We start from the raw sequence: 17,890 nt of genomic DNA, 5'->3' as shown, positions 1-17,890 counted from the left end.
ACCGGTCAGAACAGCCGCTCGCGGACGTAGATCGTGTCGCCGGCAAGCACCGTGGAAGAAATGACGGTGCGGCCGGTGATCACCTGGCCGTTGATCTTGCGGGTGACGTCGACATCGCGCTGGTTGCCACGGGAGGTGAATCCGCCGGCGATCGCGATCGCGTTCTGGGCGGTCATCCCCGGCACATAGGAATATTGCCCCGGTCGGCCGACTTCGCCCATGACGAAGACGGGACGATAGCGGTCGATCTCGGCGGTGACGTCCGGATCGCGCAGGTAACCCTGCTTGAGACGCGAAGCGATAGAGCCTTCCAGCGCTGGCAGCGTCTGGCCGCGGGCAGCCACCTGGCCGATCAGCGGGAAGGCGATGTAACCGGCCTGGTCGACCGTATAGGTATTGGTAAGGCCGGGCTGTTCGAAGACGCTGACGCGCAACCGGTCGCCGCTATCGAGCCTGTACGGCTGCATAGCTGCCTGCTGGAAGCTTCTCGGGGCGGGCGCGTAGCTCGTGCAGCCGGCAAGCGCCGTCGCAGCGAGGGCTAACGCCAGCACCTGTTTGGCCATCACGCGTTTGAAGGGGGCGAAGGACATTTCCGCGGTCGAGGCTCCGGCTGTTCATACCATCTGTCCCCGTTATCGATCCGTTAGGGTTAATGCCCGGTAAAGAGGCTGGGAATTTGGGGATTTTCTTGAGGTGCCACCGCTGTACTTGGCCATTAACCCTCGCGTTACCATGATCCTTTACTCTTCGCCGAAACCGATCAGTTGGAGCGTATCATGTCAGGCGTAAACGGTGGCAATCAGGACGTGGACATCGACCTCGGGCGGGTCATATCGGCGGTCTGGGAACGCAAGGGCAGGATATTGGGCGCGACGATCGTCGCGGCGGCGCTCGCGCTTGTCGGCACCAGCCTGATGAAGCCGAGTTACAAGGGCGAGACGCGGCTCCTGATCGAATCCCGCTCCCCGAACCTGTCGGGAGGGGACGCTGCGGCACAAGCCAACGACCCGCTGCTGGACTCGCTCAACATCACCAGCCAGGCGCAGCTGCTGCAATCGACCGATCTGATCAAGCGCGTTGCCCGCGACCTCAACCTCGCCAGGCTCAAGGAATTCGATCCGGCCGCGCAGTCCTTCCTGCCCGATCCGCTGGTCCTGATCGGCCTGAAGCAGGATCCGATGTCACTCGACCCGGAAGACCGGGTGATCCAGGAATTCCGCGAGAAGCTGGATGTCTATGCGGTCGAGAACTCGCGCGTCATCGCCATCGAATTCTCTTCGCGCGATCCGAAACTTGCCGCCGACATCCCGAACAGGATGGCGGAAGTCTATCTCCAGCTCCAGAGCGGCGCCAAGCTCGACACCCATTCCGAGACCGCCAAATGGCTGGAACCGGAAATCGCCAACCTCACTCAGAAGGTCAAGGAGGCCGAAAAGAAGGTGGCGGATTACCGCTCCTCCAACGGCCTGTTCCAGACCACCGAGACCAACAGTTTCTCGACCCAGCAGCTCAACGACATCTCGACCGAGCTTGCCCGTATCCGCGGCGAGCGGGCGAATGCCGAGGCGCGTGCCGAAAACGTCCGCACCGCCCTGAAGGCCGGTCGCGCTTCCGACACGCTGAGCGATGTCGTCGGCTCGCAGGTCATCCAGCGGCTGAAGGAGGCGGAGGCCAACCTTCAGGCACAGATCTCGGACTCCTCGACCTCGCTGCTCGAAGGCCATCCGCGGCTGAAAGGCCTGCGCGGCCAGCTTTCCGGCATCCGTCAGCAGATCGAAAGCGAGACCAAGAAGATCCTGGCGAGCCTCGAAAACGAAGCCGAGATGTCGCGCATCCGCGAGCGCCAGTTGATGGGCCAGCTCAACGGCTTGAAGGCGGACTCCGCCAAGGCGGGCGAAGAGGAGGTGGGCCTGCGCGCGCTGGAACGCGAGGCCACCGCTCAGCGCCAGCTGCTCGAAACCTATCTTGCCCGCTACCGCGAAGCGAGCTCCCGCCTCGAGGGCAATTCGAGCCCTGCCGATGCCCGCGTCGTCTCGAAAGCCGTCGAGCCGTCGGAACCCTATTTCCCGAAGATCATCCCGATCATCATCGTCGTCTCGCTCGCGACGTTCATCTTCGGTTGCCTGATCGTCATCGTCATCGAGCTCTTCTCCGGCCGAGCGCTGCGCCCGTCCAGCGTTCGAGAACTCGATGACGAGACCGTGCCGGTCGCTGACGCATCCGCCCCTGCCGCTGCGGCCGCCCCGCTGCCGGTCCACCAGATGCAGGCCGAGGCCGCCCGTTTCGACCGGCCGGAATCGGCCCGCGAAAGCGCGAAGACCGCGGCAGCGCTCGCCTATGCCAAGATCGCCGAACAATCGCTGTCGGAAAAGGAGAGCGAAGCAGAGGAAGCCGTAGCGGAGGTCGATGATAGCGGCTTCACCATCGGCTCGGTCGCGCATTACCTGCAGCGCCATGACGTGCCTGTCGCGATCGCCATTTCACCGGGCGGTGACGAGGGTTCGACTGCGACCGTCATGCTCGCCCGCGAGATCGCCGAGAGCGGCCGCAGCGTCGTGCTCGTCGACATGACCGGTTCTGCCGCCCCGACGCAAATGATGGGGGAAAATCCGAAACTGCCCGGCATTACCGACCTTCTCTGCGGCGAAACCGCCTTCGGCGACGCGATCCATCCGGATCGGCTTTCCGACGCGCATATCATTCCGCACGGCGCTTCCGATCCGGCGCGTGCCATGCGCGGCGTCGATCGCCTGTCGATGATCATCGATGCGCTGGCGGATGCCTATGACCTGGTGCTGATCGAATGCGGCCCGGCCGAGATCGCCGGCATATCGCGCCTGACCCGCAATGCGATGGCCGAGATCGTCCTGTCGGTTCCGGGCTTCAAGGATGAGGAAGTCGCCGAGCTGGTGACGGATTTTGAAGCGGCCGGTTACAGCAACCTGCTGGTCATGGCGCAGACCGCCGACCGGCATTCGCCACGTCCCGGCAAACGCCGCGCCGCCTGATTTATTCGGCTGACGAATCCGCGTCGGAGGCGGGAGCTTCCGACGCTTTCGGGCACCGGCGGGATCTCCATCGCTGCATCATCGCATAGAGATGCGGGCTGCGCTTGATCGCAGCCTTCGCCCTGGTCACTCCAATCAAAAGCGGCCGCATCAGCGAACCCTTCCAGGTGAGCGGCAGCAGGATATCGTACTGCACCGTTTCCTGGGTACACCAGTTGCGCTTGTAGGGCTGGTCGCCGACGCCGAAATCGAACACCGAAGCGCCCTCACGGCAGGACCGCTCGATCATCAGCCAGAACAGCAGCTCGCCGGGACTCGCCTCCGGGCAGACCGTCTCGTCGATCGAGCTGAACTGGCAGATGACGTGATCGCCCTTGCGCGACAGGCCGGCGATCGCCGCGATATGCCCCTCGTGCTCGCCGCGCAGCCGGATCGCATGCAGCATCAGCGGCGTGTCGGTTCCCCTGGCCGGGACATCCATGAGGCGGTGGAAGAAATCCTGGATGCCGGGCAGTTGAAAGACGTCCGGCAGGCCGAACAATCTCAGGCGCTCGCCTTTCTGACGGAAGAAGATATCGAGCAGGGCATGTTTTTCGGCGGGATCGGTCGGGATGAAATGGTCGTAACCGCCGATCGCCTCGATCTTGCGGCTCTGCGAGCGGAACTTCTTGCGGCGGCTTTTCGCATTGAGCTGCGCCAGCGTCGCCTCGAAATTCTGAAAGAGCGGCAACTGGAAGGAATGGTTCTGGTTTTCGATCGAAGCGAGTGCTGACAGCGGATGTCGCATGCCCCGCCAGACGAGCGGGATATTGTCGAGAACGACCAGATCCGCCTTGTCGGAGAGAGCGAGCCTCAGGCCATAGGCGAAATTCTGCAACTCTTCCGCATCGGGTGGCCCAAGTTCGGCATCGAAGAGACCGGTATTGACGTTGTTGAACCGGTGGCCGAGCAGGCGGGCGATCCGGGCGCGGCGTTCCGACACGATTTCGAGCGGCAGGATGAAAAGCGTGCGGCCATCGACAACGCCCTGGATGATCGCAAGTTCGCTGCGATGCGCTTGAGCCCAGGCGAGACACCAGTCGAAACCCTGATGCAGGGAGTTGTTGGCAAGCCCTTCGAGCCGCCGCCATTCGGTTTCCACGGACCTGAGATCGTCGGTCGAAACGAGCGATAGCTCGGCGAGCCGGACGGTTTTATGACCCTTCGGCGCGTCGAGCGCGTCCTCGACCTGATCTTCGTGGTGGATCTTCCGCTGCTGCATGGCTTTGCCCGCTGATGCCGTTTGGCCGGCAACATAGGGAGAGGGCACCAAAATTCGGTTTACCGGCGGCCCCACGCCCCGCGAAACCGCTGCCGCTGGTTAACCGATGGTAAAGCCGGCTACCCCTTGGGCTTCGGTCCTGCCATCCATTTGATGATCAGCATGGCCGGCAGGATCCAGACGAGGCCGCTGATCAGGAAGTAGAGGAAATGCACCCACCAGGGAGAAGTGGCAAGCAGCAGCGTCGCGAAGGTCGTCGCGGCAAGCGCATAGAAGATCACCAGAATGATGATCAGGATGGTGCCGATAAAACTTCTCAAACGCGGGACCAAAACGTCTTCTCCTATCCGCGACCGCATGCCGCAAAGCGTCGGGGCTTGTTTTGCATGGGTTGATGGGGCAAAGCAACGCGAAATGCTTGATGGATGATTGCCATGTGCCGCGTCCTTTTGGCTTGAGCGACAGGAGCATACCCATGTCGGCAACCGATGCTGTGATCATCGATGTCCTGAACCACACCAAGCGCCGCGAGCGCGACCGCAAGGCCGTGCGTATCTGGCTCGGCGTCGTCGTTTTCACGCTGTTCTGTCTGGTCCTGGTCGGCGGCGCGACGCGGCTGACCGACTCCGGCCTGTCGATCACCGAATGGAAGCCGATCCACGGCGTCATCCCGCCGCTGTCGGCCGAGGAGTGGGACGAGGAATTCCGCCTCTACCAGCGCATTCCGCAATATCAGGAAATCAACAAGGACATGACGGTCGACGAGTTCAAGTCGATCTTCTGGTGGGAATGGGCGCACCGGTTCCTCGCCCGCTCGATCGGCCTGGTCTTCGCCCTGCCGCTGATCTTCTTCTGGCTCACCGGCCGCATCGAAAAACGCCTGCGCGGCCCCCTGGTCGGCTTGCTTGCACTCGGCGGTTTCCAGGGCTTCATCGGCTGGTGGATGGTGTCCTCCGGACTCACCAAGCTGGTCAGCGTCTCGCAATACCGGCTCGCCACCCATCTGGTCATCGCCTGTCTGATCTTCGCCGCCTGCATCTGGATCATGCGCGGGCTGGCGCCCCACAGCCGCGACCTTCCGCCGACGGCTGGATCCAAATGGGCGGCCGGCGGCATCGCCTTCCTCGTCCTCTTCCAGATCTATCTCGGCGCGCTGGTGGCGGGGCTGGATGCCGGCCTTTCCTACAATACCTGGCCGCTGATGGATGGTGCCCTGGTCCCGGGCGATCTCTTCGTCCAGCAGCCCTGGTGGATCAACCTGTTCGAGAACCCGAAGACGGTGCAGTTCGTCCACCGCTGCGGCGCCTATGTTCTCTGGGCCGCGACCCTCGTTCACATGATCGTCTCGCTTCGGCTCGCCCCGGGCTCGACCCACGCCCGCCGTTCCGTCCTGCTCTTCGGGCTGGTGACGGTCCAGGCAATCATCGGCATTTCGACGCTGGTGATGCAGGTGCCGCTCGATCTGGCGCTGACGCACCAGGCTGCCGCGCTGATCGTGCTCGGCTTTGCGGTCGCCCACTGGCGCGGCTTCGTCGGCGAATATCCGCCAGAGACGGCGGTCGTCACGCGGAACTGATCTTCCGCACATTGACAGATACCTGCGAGAGGCGGGCGGATCGATTTCCGTCCGCCTTTTTGCTGCGAAAAATCTGCGGCCCGATGTCGGCCACAGTGTCCGGCGCCCGTCCTTGGGACATAGTTCAAACGGCTTCGGCCAAAGGAGAGGGTAGGGTTATGGCAAGGACAATCGCAATTCTCGTCGCAAGGCTGATCTTCGGCAGCCTGTTCGTCATGGCAACGACGTTCAAGTTTCTCGACATGCAGGCGACGGCTGTCTTCATATCGGGCGCCGGATTTCCGTTTCCGCTGTTCCTCGCTTGGGTCGCGGCGATCTTCGAGGTGGGGCTGGCCCTCGCTTTCCTGACCGGTGCCTTCTTCTCCGAAGCGTCGCTGCTTGCCGGCGTCTACGTCATCTTCCTGGCCTTCGCTTTCCATGGCCCCAGCCATTGGGAAGCCAACCAGGCGGAGTTCGGCTTCTTCGTCGACCACTTCACCTTCCTGGCCGGCCTGCTGTTTGCCGCCGTGCACGGTCCGGGCGAGAAGCTTGCCGTCAATCTGGGTTTGAAGCGGGTGTTTGCTTAGTCTTGAAGCAATACGGTGCCGACGACCGTATCGGCGATCCGTCGGGCGGTTTCGATCCGCCATTCGCCAGGAAAGGAAAAGGGAAGGGAATGCTCTCGGCCATCAGGCCGAAAGCATCAGGTCCATGTTCTGGACGGCCGCACCGGAGGCACCCTTGCCGAGATTGTCGAGCAGGGCCACGAGATTGACATGAGCACCGCCCGGCGTGCCGAACACGAAGAGCTTCATCGTGTCGGTATCGACCAGCTCTTCCGCGTCGACGCGGGCAAGCGCCTTGCTCTCTTCGAGCGGCACGACCGTGACGATATCCTGGCCGGCATAATGCTCGACCAGAACCTTGTGGATGCTCTCCATCGTCGCGCCGTCCTTGAGGTCTTCGAGGAAGAGCGGCACCTGGACGATCATGCCCTGCGCGAAGCGGCCGACCGACGGCGAGAAGATCGGCGCACGGTCGAGCTGACCGTGGATCTTCATCTCCGGCACGTGCTTGTGCTTGAGCGGCAGGCCATAGAGAAAATTGTTGGCCGAGATGGCGTCTTCTCTGGACGGATCTTCCATCTGCGCGATCATCTGCTTGCCGCCGCCGGTATAACCGGAGACCGCATTGACCGTGACCGGATAACCGTCGGGCAGGATGCCGGCGGCACGCAGCGGCCGGATCAGGCCGATCGCGCCGGTCGGATAGCAGCCCGGATTGGCCACATGCCGCGAGGCCTTGATCTTGTCCGCCTGCGCCTTGTCCATTTCCGCAAAGCCATAGGCCCAGGACGGATCGACGCGGAAGGCGGTCGAGGTGTCGATCACCCGTACCTTGTTGTTGCCGGCAAGCATGGTCACGGCTTCCCGCGAGGCATCGTCCGGCAGGCAGAGGATGGCGACATCGGCGCTGTTCAGGAGATCCTCGCGCATGGCGGCGTTGCGCCGCTCCGCTTCCGGGATCGACAGCAATTCGACGTCGCGGCGGCCGGCCATGCGGGTGCGGATCTGCAGTCCCGTGGTGCCGTGTTCGCCATCGATGAAGATTTTCGCTGTCATGGTCTTGTCCTGTTAGATCAGTGCCTTGGATTGGATGCCGGATTCAGTTTACCAGCAAGTTGATTTAGAAATTTAACGCAGCCGCGCGGCGTTCCGCGCGAAGTCCGAGCATATACATTGCAACCGTCGCGCCCGCAATGGCGGTGATATCCGCATGGTCATAGGCCGGCGCCACTTCGACGACATCGGCGCCGCGGATATCGAGCGGCCCAAGCTGGCGCAGGACCGACAGGATTTTGGCGCTCGAAGGCCCGCCGGCGACCGGCGTGCCGGTGCCCGGCGCGAAAGCCGGATCGAGGCAGTCGATGTCGAAGGTGAGATAGGCCGGCGTTCCCCCGACGTGATCGAGAATAACCCTGGCGATCTCGGCTGCCGTCATCTCCTCGACCTCATGGCCGTAGAGGAGGCGGATCCCGAAATCTTCCGGCGCGTGGGTGCGGATGCCGACCTGGATCGACCGGGCAGGGTCGATGAGGCCGGACCGCACCGCCCGCGCCACGAAGGAGCCGTGGTCGATACGGCCTTCGTCGTCGAGCCACGTGTCCTGGTGCGCGTCGAACTGCACCAGCGCCATCGGTCCGTGTCTGGCGGCATGCGCTTTCAGCAGCGGCCAGGTCACATAGTGGTCGCCGCCGAGCGTCAACAGGAAGGCACCGCTGTCGAGGATGACATTCGCCTGGGCCTCGATCGCTGCCGGGGTCTTGTGGTGGTTGCCGTAGTCGAGCAGGCAGTCGCCGTAGTCGACGACGGCCATGTCGGCGAAGAGGTCGCGCCGGAACGGATATTGCGGATCGTTGTCGAAGATCGCCGACGCCCGCCGGATCGCCTGCGGTCCGAACCGGGCGCCTGGCCGGTTGGAGGTCGCGGCATCGAAGGGGATGCCCCAGACGACCGTATCGACGCCCTCCAGATCCTTGCTGAAGCGGCGGCGCATGAAGGACAGCGCGCCGGCAAAGGTCGGGTCCGATGCGGCCGAGGTCAGGCTTTTTGCGGTGAAGGCATGGTCGATCGACTTTTCTGCCATGGCGTCCTTCCATCGTTGGGTGGCGGGACGTTGGACAATAAGGGCAGACAAGGCAAGTCCGGACGAAACAAAATGCCTTCCGTTTCAGGAAGCCTTGGCTTCGAATGCCGGTGCAAAATCCCCAAGCGCCTTGGCTTCCCTGATGCGCGCGCCGATATCCTCCTCGATGATCGATTCCAGCTGCGCAAAGCTGTCGATGACATAGTAGATCGGCTGGACGATATCGATGCGATAGGGGGTCCTGAGCACCGTCATCAGATCGAAGGGCCGGAATTCGGCCTCACGGCCTTCCATAGCGGCCCGCGTCTCGTTGGGAGAGGAGACGATGCCGGCGCCGAAGCAGCGGCGTCCTTGCGGCGTGTCGATCAGACCGAATTCGACGGTGAACCAGAAGATCCTGAACAGGTGCCAGGAATATTCCTTCCCGAGCCCCACGGCCTTTTCGCCGAAGCGGCGAACGAAATGGGCATAACTCCGGTTGGTGAGGAGCGGGCAGTGGCCGAAGACCTCATGGAAGATATCCGGTTCCTCGATGTAGTCGATGTGTTCGCGGCGGCGGATGAAGGTCGCCAGCGGAAACTTGCCCTGCGACAGCAATTCGTAGAAACGCGACGGTGGAATGAGGGCGGGGACGCCCTCCACGCCGAATCCGGTTGTCTCGTTGAGGCGCCGGTCGACATCGCCAAGCTGGGGAACCTTGTCCGGCTTCAGCCCCAGCGCCTTGACCCCGTCCAGATATTCCCGGCAGGCCTTGTCGGCCAGAAGCCTCATCTGGCGCTGGTAGAGTTCGCTCCAGATCAGGTCTTCCTCACTTGTGTAGTGATAGATGCCGTCTGCATCCGGCAGGTTTGCCGTGTAGGTGCTTTGCTTGGCCATCAGCGCCCTCCCGTTCGGTGATGAAATAAGCCGGGTGCTCCAGCCGCCGGCTGTCAGATCATCATTATATCTCCGAAAGCGCGGGTAATCATTTCAGCTTTGCCGGATTGAGCGTAAATAATGAGAGGATATTTCGGGAGGAGATGCCGTCATGAAAGAAAACCTGCAGGCCGCCCGCAAGCTTCTGCAGCTCGTGCAGGCGGGGGATGGTTCGTCGCTGGCCGAACTGGCGGAGAAGGCCGGCATGTCGCAAAGCACCGCCTGGCGGAAGATCCAGGAACTGGAAGCCGAGGGCGTCATTCGAAAGCGGGTGGCACTTCTCGATCCGGCAAAGCTCGACCTCAAGCTCTGCATCGTCGCTCATGTGACGCTGGAGGACCACCACGAGGAGGCGATCGAGGCCTTTGCCACGGTCGTGCGCGACCGGCCGGAGATCATGGAGTGTTACGCGCTGTCCGGGACATTTGACTATATGCTGAAGATCCGGGCGCGCGACGTCGAAGCCTACGAGGCTTTCATGACCCGCCACCTGATGCGCAATCCGCATGTGCGCAACGTGGTCTCCAGCTTTGTCCTGCGCGAACTGAAATCGACCACCGAGCTACCGATCTGAGAAAGTCCGCAAACGAAAAAGGCGGAGCCGAAGCCCCGCCTTTTGCAAGTCTGAAACCAGAAGCGATTAACGCTTGGAGAACTGGAAGGAGCGGCGGGCCTTTGCCTTGCCGTACTTCTTACGCTCGACGACGCGGCTGTCGCGGGTCAGGAAGCCACCCTTCTTGAGCACGCCGCGAAGGCCCGGCTCGAAGTAGGTGAGTGCCTTGGAGACGCCGTGACGAACGGCGCCGGCCTGGCCGGAGAGACCGCCACCGGTGACGGTCGCGACGATGTCGAACTGGCCGGTGCGGGCAGCGGCGATAACCGGCTGCTGCAGGATCATCTGCAAGACCGGGCGGGCGAAGTAGGTCGAGAAGTCACGGCCGTTGACCGTGATCTTGCCGGTGCCGGCCTTGACCCAGACGCGGGCGACGGCGTTCTTGCGCTTGCCGGTCGCGTAGGAGCGGCCGAGGCTGTCGACCTTGCGGACATAGACCGGAGCGGCAGCTTCGGAAGCCGGCGCGAGGTCCTTCAGGGAGGAAAGATCGGCCATTATCAGGCGCTCCTTACGTTCTTGCTGTTCAGCGATGCCACGTCGAGAGCGACCGGCTGCTGTGCTTCATGGGGATGGTTGGAACCGGCATAAACGCGCAGGTTCTTCATCTGGCGACGGCCGAGCGGACCACGGGGAACCATGCGCTCGACAGCCTTCTCGATGACACGCTCCGGGAAGCGGCCTTCGATGATCTGGCGCGCAGTGCGCTCCTTGATGCCACCCGGGTAACCGGTGTGCCAGTAATAGGTCTTGTCGGAATACTTCTTGCCGGTGAGGACGCACTTTTCCGCATTGATGATGATGACGTTGTCGCCATCGTCGACGTGCGGGGTGAAGGTGGCCTTGTGCTTGCCGCGGAGCCGGTTGGCGACGATGGTGGCGAGGCGACCGACAACGAGGCCTTCGGCATCGATGATCACCCACTTCTTCACCACCTCTGCAGGCTTCTGAACGAAGGTTGACATGTCTTTAGCTCTTTCTTCTAGGACCCGTGACATCCGAAACCTTCGAATGCAGGGCGTTTCTTGTTGCTTGGATTGCCATGGCCGAAGCCGGCAAAAAGAAAGCGGGCCGAGAAGGTCCGCGATCTGGGCGGCTTATACCGAGGGAGGCCGAAAGCGTCAAGGTGACGGTTCTGCGCCGCTGAAAAATAGAACAAGCAAAATCAATGACTTATGAGTGTGGTTATATGATACCACACTTTTTCTGAATGAAATCCGGACGCAGTTGATGCCGGAATGCTGGTTTTGCTCACCGTAGCCGTTGAGCGGAGCGCTCGGCCGCTGGCCGGGAGAGAGAGACGTTGATTTGCGTGGTGATGGGAAAGAAAACCCATCACCATACCGGGTGCCATCCGGCGATCGTCCTCCCGAAACGCTCGGGAAGACCCCTGACCCAGAAGGCGATCTGCGTCTTTCATTTCGCGTATCGATTGTCCGCTCTACATTCTGGAGTTGTGTGGATCGAAACATGGCAGGCGGGGCGCCGATTGGAAGAGCGGACGCTTTTTGAAGGTTTTAGGAGGGGTTTTGCCGCATGGGTAGCTGTCAGATACTCACGTTTTACCGGTGCGTGGTATGAAAAAGGAAAAATGACAAATGTTCGGAAAATAATTTTGCCTACCAAAATCTAGTAGCACTTTCTAATTCAACCATAAGATGGTGCTAATATGCGCGTGTACAAAAAGGGGGTAATCCACGAACATGCGCAGAACATGGCGCGTGGAGAATTCTCGAATTTTGGAGTCAAGAAGCGGCCTAAAATCTCAGGCAGCCTGCCTGGAGAGGAAAACAATCTTCGGGATCGGGTCTTCTTTTGCAGGCGCGAACGGGGCAACTCGGCGTGTCGGCCGTCGGCACGGTCACCCGGTCGGCGAACTCATGGCCGTCGCAGTAGCCGCTGTCGATGACATAGCGGTCGTAGAGCGTCATCCGCGCCTTGTTGCGGGACGGGTAACGCAGGATCACCGCGCCCTCCCGGCCGATCGCCCGCTGTACGGCAGCGCAGGACATGCCGGTTGAATTGTAACGGGATATCGCGGCGGCCGGCTCGCCGGAGAGGAGGGTGCCGGAGGCAATGATAGCAAGACAGCCGAGAAATTTTTTCATGATCCTCATCCTTTTTGACGAGACGCGGACTTACATAGCGCAGAAACATTGCGCCGCCAGTGGCGCACTATTGCGGGAGCTGTCATGAACCACGACCGTTACGACAACGCCTATATCGCCGATATCCTGAAGAGCACCAGGACCATTGCACTGCTCGGCGCATCTCCTAACCCCGACAGGCCGAGCAATCGGGTCATGGGGTTTCTGCTTTCCAAGGGCTATACGGTGTTTCCGGTCAATCCCGGCCAGGCGGGCAAACAGATCCTCGGCCAGACCGTCTACAGGACGCTGGCGGACGTGCCGCAGCCGGTCGATATGGTCGACGTCTTTCGGGCGGCCGAGTATCTGGACGGCGTGGTCGACGAGGCGATCGGGCTTGAAACCAGGCCGAAGGTCATCTGGGGTCAGCTGAGCGTTCGTGACGACAAGGCCGCCGAAAAGGCGGAAGCGGCCGGCATCAAGGTCGTCATGGACCGCTGCCCGGCGATCGAATATCCCCGCCTGGTTGCCTGAGACGACCGTCCGGGCGGGCTATTTGGAGAGCAGTTCCGGTCGGCTGCGCATGTCGTCGAGCAGCTCGGCGTTGCCGCAATAGCTTGCGAAGTCGGCGGCGGCGCTGCCGTCGGCGAGTTCGCGCCGACAGCGGGTCTTCTCGCCGCAATGGACACAGGTGATGTGCATGTCGCGGAATTCCGCCGGCTCTTCCAGCCTGGCTTCCTCCGGATCGATGTTGAGCAGCTTCATCAGCGCCAGCATCTCGTCGGCCGCATGCGGACCTTTGGCGATGAGCTCGCGCAGTTCCTGCTCCGACAAGGCGTTGTCCTGCGCCAGCAGCTTGACGGTTTCGTCGTCGAGGCTGGCAAGAAGCTTGGCTTCGTTGATCGCCGCCCACGTGGCGGAACACCAGCGCTTCAGCCTGCCGGTGAGATTTTCCGGGGTGGGATCAAGGGTGGGAATTGTATTGTCCATCGCAATCTCCTCTCTATTTCTTCAGAGGATAGATTCCGGAGAACGATATACCTTGATTGCGATCAACCGCCGGGGTCTGCTGGTGCGCGAACAACCATGCGCCATTTGAAGGGGAGGGACTAAAATGCCGACACTCAATCCGGGGTTTTCGACGCTGGCGGTGCATGCGGGCGCGCAGCCCGATCCGACGACCGGCGCTCGGGCGACGCCGATCTACCAGACGACGTCTTTCGTCTTCAACGATGCGGACCACGCCGCTGCCCTTTTCGGCCTGCAGCAGTTCGGCAATATCTACACCCGCATCATGAACCCGACCCAGGCGGTGCTGGAAGAGCGGGTGGCGGCGCTTGAAGGCGGCACTGCGGCGCTCGCGGTGGCCTCGGGCCATGCGGCTCAGATGCTGACCTTCCACACGATCATGCAGCCCGGCGACAATTTCATCGCCGCGCGAAAGCTCTATGGCGGCTCCATCAACCAGTTCGGCAATGCGTTCAGGAGTTTTGACTGGCAGGTGCGCTGGGCCGATACCGACGATCCGGCAAGCTTCGAGGCCGGCATCGACGAGCGTACCCGCGCGATCTTCATCGAGAGCCTCGCCAATCCCGCCGGCACGTTCGTGGACATCGCGGCGATTGCCGAGGTTGCGCAAAGACGCGGCATTCCGCTGATCGTCGACAACACGATGGCGACCCCCTATCTCGTCCGCCCGCTCGAACACGGCGCGGATATCGTCATCCATTCGCTGACCAAGTTCATGGGCGGCCACGGCAATTCCATGGGCGGCGTGATCGTTGACGGGGGCACGTTCAACTGGTCGAAATCTGGCAATTACCCGATGCTCTCGGAACCGCGCGCAGAATATGGCGGCGTCGTCCTCTATCAGGCTTTCGGCAATATCGGCTTCGCCATCGCCTGCCGCGTGCTGGGCCTGCGCGATATCGGGCCTGCGATCTCGCCCTTCAACGCCTTCATGATCCTGACCGGCATCGAAACGCTGCCATTGCGCATGCAGAAACATTGCGACAATGCCGCCGCTGTCGCGAAATGGCTGAAGGCGCATCCGAAGGTCGCCTGGGTCAGCTATTCCGGCCTCGAAGACGACCCGAACCACGCCCTGCAGATGCGATATTCGCCGAAGGGTGCCGGCGCGGTCTTCACCTTCGGCGTCACGGGCGGCTACGAGGCGGGCAAGACGCTCGTTGAAGGCCTGCAGCTGTTCTCCCACCTCGCCAATATCGGCGACACCCGTTCGCTGGTCATCCACCCGGCCTCGACGACGCACCGGCAGTTGAGCGAAGAACAGCAGATCGCCGCCGGCGCCGGGCCGGACGTGGTGCGCCTGTCGATCGGCATCGAGGACGCCGCCGACATCATCGCCGACCTCGACCAGGCCTTGTCGAAGATCTGAGAGAAGGGATAACAGCGCTGGTGAGGCGACGAATCCGCCGTCAATCGTCCGCCGGAAGCCGGTGGCAAAGGGGACCCAACAATGAGCGCCTGGATCAAATTCGACCTCTCGTCCATCGCGCCGGAAGAGGGCGCCCCGGCACCGGACAGGCTGGTCTCCGGCACCCCGACATTCCGCACCTGGAACGTCGAGGAAGCCGACGGCGGGCTCTATGCCGGCATATGGGAAGCGACGCCCGGCAAATGGCGGATCGTTTATGAGGAGTGGGAATATTTCCACATCCTCTCCGGTCATTCGATCGTCACCGAGGAGGGCGGCGCGGCGGTCCACCTGAAGGCGGGCGACAGCATGATCCTCAGACCAGGCTTCAAGGGAACCTGGGAAGTCGTTGAAACGACTCGCAAGGATTATGTGATCAGGGTCTGAGGGGCGAGACTGCCGACCTTTCAGTCATCCCGCTTGAAGGCCTTCGCGAATTCGCCCGACGAAATGAACGCCAGCGTGCGTCGCAATTCCTCCGACTTTTCCTTGCCGAATGCCTCGTCGAAGCGGTCCTGGGCGATCTGCCAGCGGGCGGTGAGGTCGCGCTGCGTGGCTGCGCCTGCCTCCGTCAGACGCACGCGTTTGGCGCGGCGGTCCTGGGCATCGGGCTCCAGCTCCACCAGTCCGTCGCGGATCAACGGCTTCAGCGTATGGCCGAGCGCCGAGAGGTCCATGACCATCGCCTCCGCGAGGTTTTTCAACGTGGGCTCGTTGGATCTGGCGATCTGCGACAGCAGGGAGAACTGCGTTCCTTTGAGGCCTGTATCGCCCATTGCATCCTCGTAGAGCTGGCCGAGATGCCGCGAGGCACGGCGCACTGCGGTATTGTTGCAGTGAAGCCAGACGCCGTCTTCGTTCTGCCCCTGCCTGTCCTGCTTGTCTTTGTCCGTCATGTCTCGTTCCGATCCTGTCGCGGGACAATGCCCGCTTTTGGCTGGCCCTTCCACTCCGATGAAAAATTTGCGGCCGCCCCTTGCAGCTTCAAATCGTGCCTTTCATATATAGTGGCATATACCAGTAAATTCCAGATGCCGGAAACGCCGGCCAGAATCCCAGCCAAAACCAAAGGAGATGGACCATGACCAATACCTCGAAACTCGGAACCGCACTCGTGACCGGCGCATCGTCGGGCATCGGCGCGACCTATGCGGAAAAGCTCGCCAGGCGCGGCTATGACCTCGTCCTCGTCGCCCGTGACGCGGATCGCCTGAAGGCGCTTGCCGCCCGGCTGTCGCAGGAACATGGCATCAAGGCAGACGTGCTGCGCGCCGACCTCAGCCAGCGTGCCGATGTGGTCGTGGTCGACAAGCGCCTGCGCGAGGACGGTTCGATCACGCTCTTCGTCAACAATGCCGGTATCGGCCCGAAGGGTCCGCTGCTGAAGGCCGATCTGGATTATCTCGACCAGATGGTCGATCTCAACGTCACCGCCGCCAATCGTCTCGCTGTTGTGGCAGCCCAGGCCTTTGCCGCCCGGGGCAAGGGCGCCATCGTCAACATCGCCTCCGCCGTCGCACTCGCCGCAGAATTCTTCAGCGGCACCTATGCCGCCAGCAAGGCCTTCGTGCTTGCTCTGACGGAAGCGCTGGCTTCCGAGCTGAAGGACACCGGCGTCACGATCCAGGCAGTCCTGCCGGGCTATACCCGCACCGAAATCTTCGATCGCGTCGGCGGCTCGATGGATGGTCTCGACCCGAACACGGTCATGGAAGTGGGCGACCTCGTCGATGCGGCGCTTGCCGGCCTGGACCGCGGCGAACTCGTCACCATGCCGTCGCTCGCCGATACGCAGCTTTATGGCACGTACACGGCCGCTCGAGGCGAGCTGCGTCCCTACCTGTCGCTCAACAAGCCTGCGGCCCGGTACGGCGTTGCCGCCGAGGCTTGATCGCAAGAAATGACCTGCGCAACAGCGGCAGACGTCCGCAGTTGCGCAGTGATATTTCGCAGATTTTTCAGCGGCTTACGCGAGCGTTCTGATTCACTTCCGATAAGCCGTCCCACGCCTGTCACCAGGCGAGGTCCAGTCTCTCCAGCCCGTGGAAATGGTAGACGTCCTTGACCACCGGCGGCGCGGCGATCCGCATCCCGGGCAGCCGCCGGAAGAGGATCGGCAGCACGGTGTTGAGTTCCAGCCTTGCAAGCGGCGCGCCGATGCAGAAATGGATGCCGGCGCCGAAGGAGAGGTTTTGGGCTTCCTGCCGGTCGGGCTTGAAGGTCAGCGGATCGGAAAACTTCTGCGGATCGAGATTGGCGGCGGCGAGGATGAGGCTCACCTTGTCGCCGCGCCTGAAGCTGAGGCCGTCGATCTCGACGTCCTCGAGCGCCCAGCGCTGGAAGATATGCACCGGTGCACAGATGCGCAACGTCTCCTCCACCGTTCGCTCGGTCGCCGTCTCGTCGCGAAAAAGGTCTGCCGGCTGAAGGCCGCTCTCCAGGATCACCCGCACCGAATTGCCGATCTGATGCACCGTCGCCTCGTGGCCGGCATTGAGCAGCACGATGGTCGTCGAGACCAGTTCGTCGTCGGTGAGATACTGGCCCTTATGCTCCGTGTGGATCATGTGGGTGAGGAGATCTTCGCGCGGCTCCCGTCGGCGTTCCGCGATCAGGCCTTTGACATAGTCGGAAAATTCCTTGGCTGCCCGGTCGGCAGCATGTTCGTCGTCCTCGGTCCGTTTGAACATGTACATGCCGACATAGGCATGTGACCATTTGAGAAGCTGCGGCCCCATCTCGTCCGGGATGCCGATCATCCTTGCGATCATCGTGACCGGGATGATGTCGGCGAAGGAGGAAAGCAATTCCGTCTCGCCTTGGGCCTCAAACCCGTCGATCAGCCTTTCGGCAAGTTCTGCGATCTCCGGCCGGAGCCTTTCGATATGCCGCGAGACAAAAGCGCGGTTGACGAGCGTGCGAAGCCGGGTGTGCTCGGGCGGCTCGAGCTCCAGCAGCGAATACCGCTCGGCGAGATCGAAGCTTTCGAGATGAGCCAGGGGCTCGGGCAGGCCGAGTTCCTCCCGGCTGGCGATATGCAGGATCTGGCGTCCGAACCGTCGGTCGCGCAGCAGCCCGTTCACATGGTCGTAGCCGGTGAAGAACCATTGCCGCTGCTCTTCCCAGAAGAAGGTCGGGCAATGTTCGTGGAGGAGGGCGTAGACGCGGTTCGGGTCGCTGTAGAAGGCCGGGTTGCGGCCGTCGAGCGAGACGAGGCGGGTTGTGGGATCGATGCGAAGGACGTCGGGTAAAACGGTCATGTCCCGAGACCTAGCGAATTTCAGCCTGTCGGGAAAGTGGGCCGAATTGACGCAATTCAAGATTGCGCGCATGGTCGGTCACGCACCGGGATTTCGGGGCTTTGGGAGGGG

General features: G+C 62.1%; 20 protein-coding genes. 8 read left to right on the top strand and 12 right to left on the bottom strand.

Translation table 11 applies throughout. From position 1 onward, the window contains the following. Window positions 1–5 precede the first annotated feature (5 nt). On the bottom strand, window positions 6–563 hold the full coding sequence (locus GQ59_RS09760) for a polysaccharide biosynthesis/export family protein (protein WP_037081116.1): 558 nt from the start codon (window positions 561–563) through the stop codon (window positions 6–8). 213 nt (window positions 564–776) lie between these two features. On the opposite strand from GQ59_RS09760, the gene GQ59_RS09755 reads away from it, so the two are divergent. Further along, window positions 777–3,008 carry a GumC family protein gene (locus GQ59_RS09755; protein ID WP_037080628.1) on the top strand — a complete coding sequence of 744 codons (2,232 nt, stop codon included), beginning with the start codon at window positions 777–779 and terminating at the stop codon, window positions 3,006–3,008. Window position 3,009: 1 nt separating this feature from the next. On the opposite strand, the gene GQ59_RS09750 is transcribed toward GQ59_RS09755, so the two are convergent. Together GQ59_RS09750 and GQ59_RS09745 are read right to left on the bottom strand one after the other, a co-directional pair. Beyond that, window positions 3,010–4,269 carry a GNAT family N-acetyltransferase gene (locus GQ59_RS09750; protein ID WP_037080626.1) on the bottom strand — a complete coding sequence of 420 codons (1,260 nt, stop codon included), beginning with the start codon at window positions 4,267–4,269 and terminating at the stop codon, window positions 3,010–3,012. A gap of 119 nt (window positions 4,270–4,388) precedes the next feature. Continuing rightward, window positions 4,389–4,601 (bottom strand): DUF2842 domain-containing protein, encoded by a 213-nt coding sequence (locus GQ59_RS09745; RefSeq protein ID WP_037080625.1) that lies wholly within the window; start codon window positions 4,599–4,601, stop codon window positions 4,389–4,391. 143 nt (window positions 4,602–4,744) lie between these two features. On the opposite strand from GQ59_RS09745, the gene GQ59_RS09740 reads away from it, so the two are divergent. Next, window positions 4,745–5,845 carry a COX15/CtaA family protein gene (locus GQ59_RS09740; protein WP_037080623.1) on the top strand — a complete coding sequence of 367 codons (1,101 nt, stop codon included), beginning with the start codon at window positions 4,745–4,747 and terminating at the stop codon, window positions 5,843–5,845. 158 nt (window positions 5,846–6,003) lie between these two features. Beyond that, window positions 6,004–6,411: a DoxX family protein gene (locus GQ59_RS09735; protein WP_037080622.1), complete on the top strand. Its 408-nt coding sequence runs from the start codon at window positions 6,004–6,006 to the stop codon at window positions 6,409–6,411. Between the two features lie 102 nt (window positions 6,412–6,513). Here the strand turns inward: GQ59_RS09735 and argC are convergent, their stop codons facing one another. From argC to GQ59_RS09720, 3 genes are all read right to left on the bottom strand, one after another. After that, entirely contained in the window at window positions 6,514–7,446 is a 933-nt protein-coding gene (gene argC / locus GQ59_RS09730; protein WP_037080620.1) for an N-acetyl-gamma-glutamyl-phosphate reductase, read from the bottom strand. A gap of 64 nt (window positions 7,447–7,510) precedes the next feature. Next, the gene (gene speB / locus GQ59_RS09725) at window positions 7,511–8,470 is read right to left on the bottom strand and encodes an agmatinase (RefSeq protein WP_037080619.1); all 960 of its coding nucleotides are present in this window, start codon (window positions 8,468–8,470) and stop codon (window positions 7,511–7,513) included. A gap of 84 nt (window positions 8,471–8,554) precedes the next feature. Then, window positions 8,555–9,346 carry a phenylalanine 4-monooxygenase gene (locus GQ59_RS09720; RefSeq protein WP_037080617.1) on the bottom strand — a complete coding sequence of 264 codons (792 nt, stop codon included), beginning with the start codon at window positions 9,344–9,346 and terminating at the stop codon, window positions 8,555–8,557. Window positions 9,347–9,497: 151 nt separating this feature from the next. Here GQ59_RS09720 and GQ59_RS09715 point away from each other — a divergent pair, with 151 nt between their 5' ends. Beyond that, complete coding sequence (locus GQ59_RS09715; RefSeq protein ID WP_037080616.1) at window positions 9,498–9,959, top strand: Lrp/AsnC family transcriptional regulator; 462 nt, start codon at window positions 9,498–9,500, stop codon at window positions 9,957–9,959. Between the two features lie 66 nt (window positions 9,960–10,025). On the opposite strand, the gene rpsI is transcribed toward GQ59_RS09715, so the two are convergent. From rpsI to GQ59_RS09700, 3 genes are all read right to left on the bottom strand, one after another. Further along, the gene (gene rpsI, locus GQ59_RS09710) at window positions 10,026–10,493 is read right to left on the bottom strand and encodes a 30S ribosomal protein S9 (RefSeq protein ID WP_037080614.1); all 468 of its coding nucleotides are present in this window, start codon (window positions 10,491–10,493) and stop codon (window positions 10,026–10,028) included. A 2-nt stretch (window positions 10,494–10,495) separates the two neighbouring features. Beyond that, complete coding sequence (rplM, locus tag GQ59_RS09705; protein WP_037080613.1) at window positions 10,496–10,960, bottom strand: 50S ribosomal protein L13; 465 nt, start codon at window positions 10,958–10,960, stop codon at window positions 10,496–10,498. Between the two features lie 792 nt (window positions 10,961–11,752). Further along, entirely contained in the window at window positions 11,753–12,103 is a 351-nt protein-coding gene (locus GQ59_RS09700; protein WP_037080610.1) for a hypothetical protein, read from the bottom strand. 84 nt (window positions 12,104–12,187) lie between these two features. Here GQ59_RS09700 and GQ59_RS09695 point away from each other — a divergent pair, with 84 nt between their 5' ends. Continuing rightward, on the top strand, window positions 12,188–12,616 hold the full coding sequence (locus tag GQ59_RS09695; RefSeq protein WP_037080607.1) for a CoA-binding protein: 429 nt from the start codon (window positions 12,188–12,190) through the stop codon (window positions 12,614–12,616). Between the two features lie 18 nt (window positions 12,617–12,634). Here GQ59_RS09695 and GQ59_RS09690 read toward each other — a convergent pair whose 3' ends face one another. Beyond that, window positions 12,635–13,072 carry a DUF6455 family protein gene (locus tag GQ59_RS09690; RefSeq protein WP_037080604.1) on the bottom strand — a complete coding sequence of 146 codons (438 nt, stop codon included), beginning with the start codon at window positions 13,070–13,072 and terminating at the stop codon, window positions 12,635–12,637. A 124-nt stretch (window positions 13,073–13,196) separates the two neighbouring features. On the opposite strand from GQ59_RS09690, the gene GQ59_RS09685 reads away from it, so the two are divergent. After that, window positions 13,197–14,480, top strand: a complete 1,284-nt coding sequence (locus tag GQ59_RS09685; RefSeq protein ID WP_037080601.1) for an O-acetylhomoserine aminocarboxypropyltransferase — start codon at window positions 13,197–13,199, stop codon at window positions 14,478–14,480. Between the two features lie 81 nt (window positions 14,481–14,561). Continuing rightward, window positions 14,562–14,906 carry a cupin domain-containing protein gene (locus tag GQ59_RS09680; protein WP_037080599.1) on the top strand — a complete coding sequence of 115 codons (345 nt, stop codon included), beginning with the start codon at window positions 14,562–14,564 and terminating at the stop codon, window positions 14,904–14,906. 20 nt (window positions 14,907–14,926) lie between these two features. On the opposite strand, the gene GQ59_RS09675 is transcribed toward GQ59_RS09680, so the two are convergent. Beyond that, window positions 14,927–15,415, bottom strand: a complete 489-nt coding sequence (locus GQ59_RS09675) for a MarR family winged helix-turn-helix transcriptional regulator (RefSeq protein WP_051903888.1) — start codon at window positions 15,413–15,415, stop codon at window positions 14,927–14,929. Between the two features lie 185 nt (window positions 15,416–15,600). Here GQ59_RS09675 and GQ59_RS09670 point away from each other — a divergent pair, with 185 nt between their 5' ends. Beyond that, a complete protein-coding gene (locus GQ59_RS09670) occupies window positions 15,601–16,410 on the top strand; it encodes an SDR family NAD(P)-dependent oxidoreductase (protein ID WP_037080596.1) in 810 nt (269 codons plus the stop codon). Window positions 16,411–16,531: 121 nt separating this feature from the next. On the opposite strand, the gene GQ59_RS09665 is transcribed toward GQ59_RS09670, so the two are convergent. Then, window positions 16,532–17,779: a cytochrome P450 gene (locus tag GQ59_RS09665; protein WP_037080593.1), complete on the bottom strand. Its 1,248-nt coding sequence runs from the start codon at window positions 17,777–17,779 to the stop codon at window positions 16,532–16,534. Between the last annotated feature and the right edge of the window lie 111 nt (window positions 17,780–17,890).

It is taken from the genome of Neorhizobium vignae (genome assembly GCF_000732195.1).
GTDB lineage: Bacteria > Pseudomonadota > Alphaproteobacteria > Rhizobiales > Rhizobiaceae > Neorhizobium > Neorhizobium vignae.
This window is presented reverse-complemented; position numbering and strand designations above follow the sequence as displayed.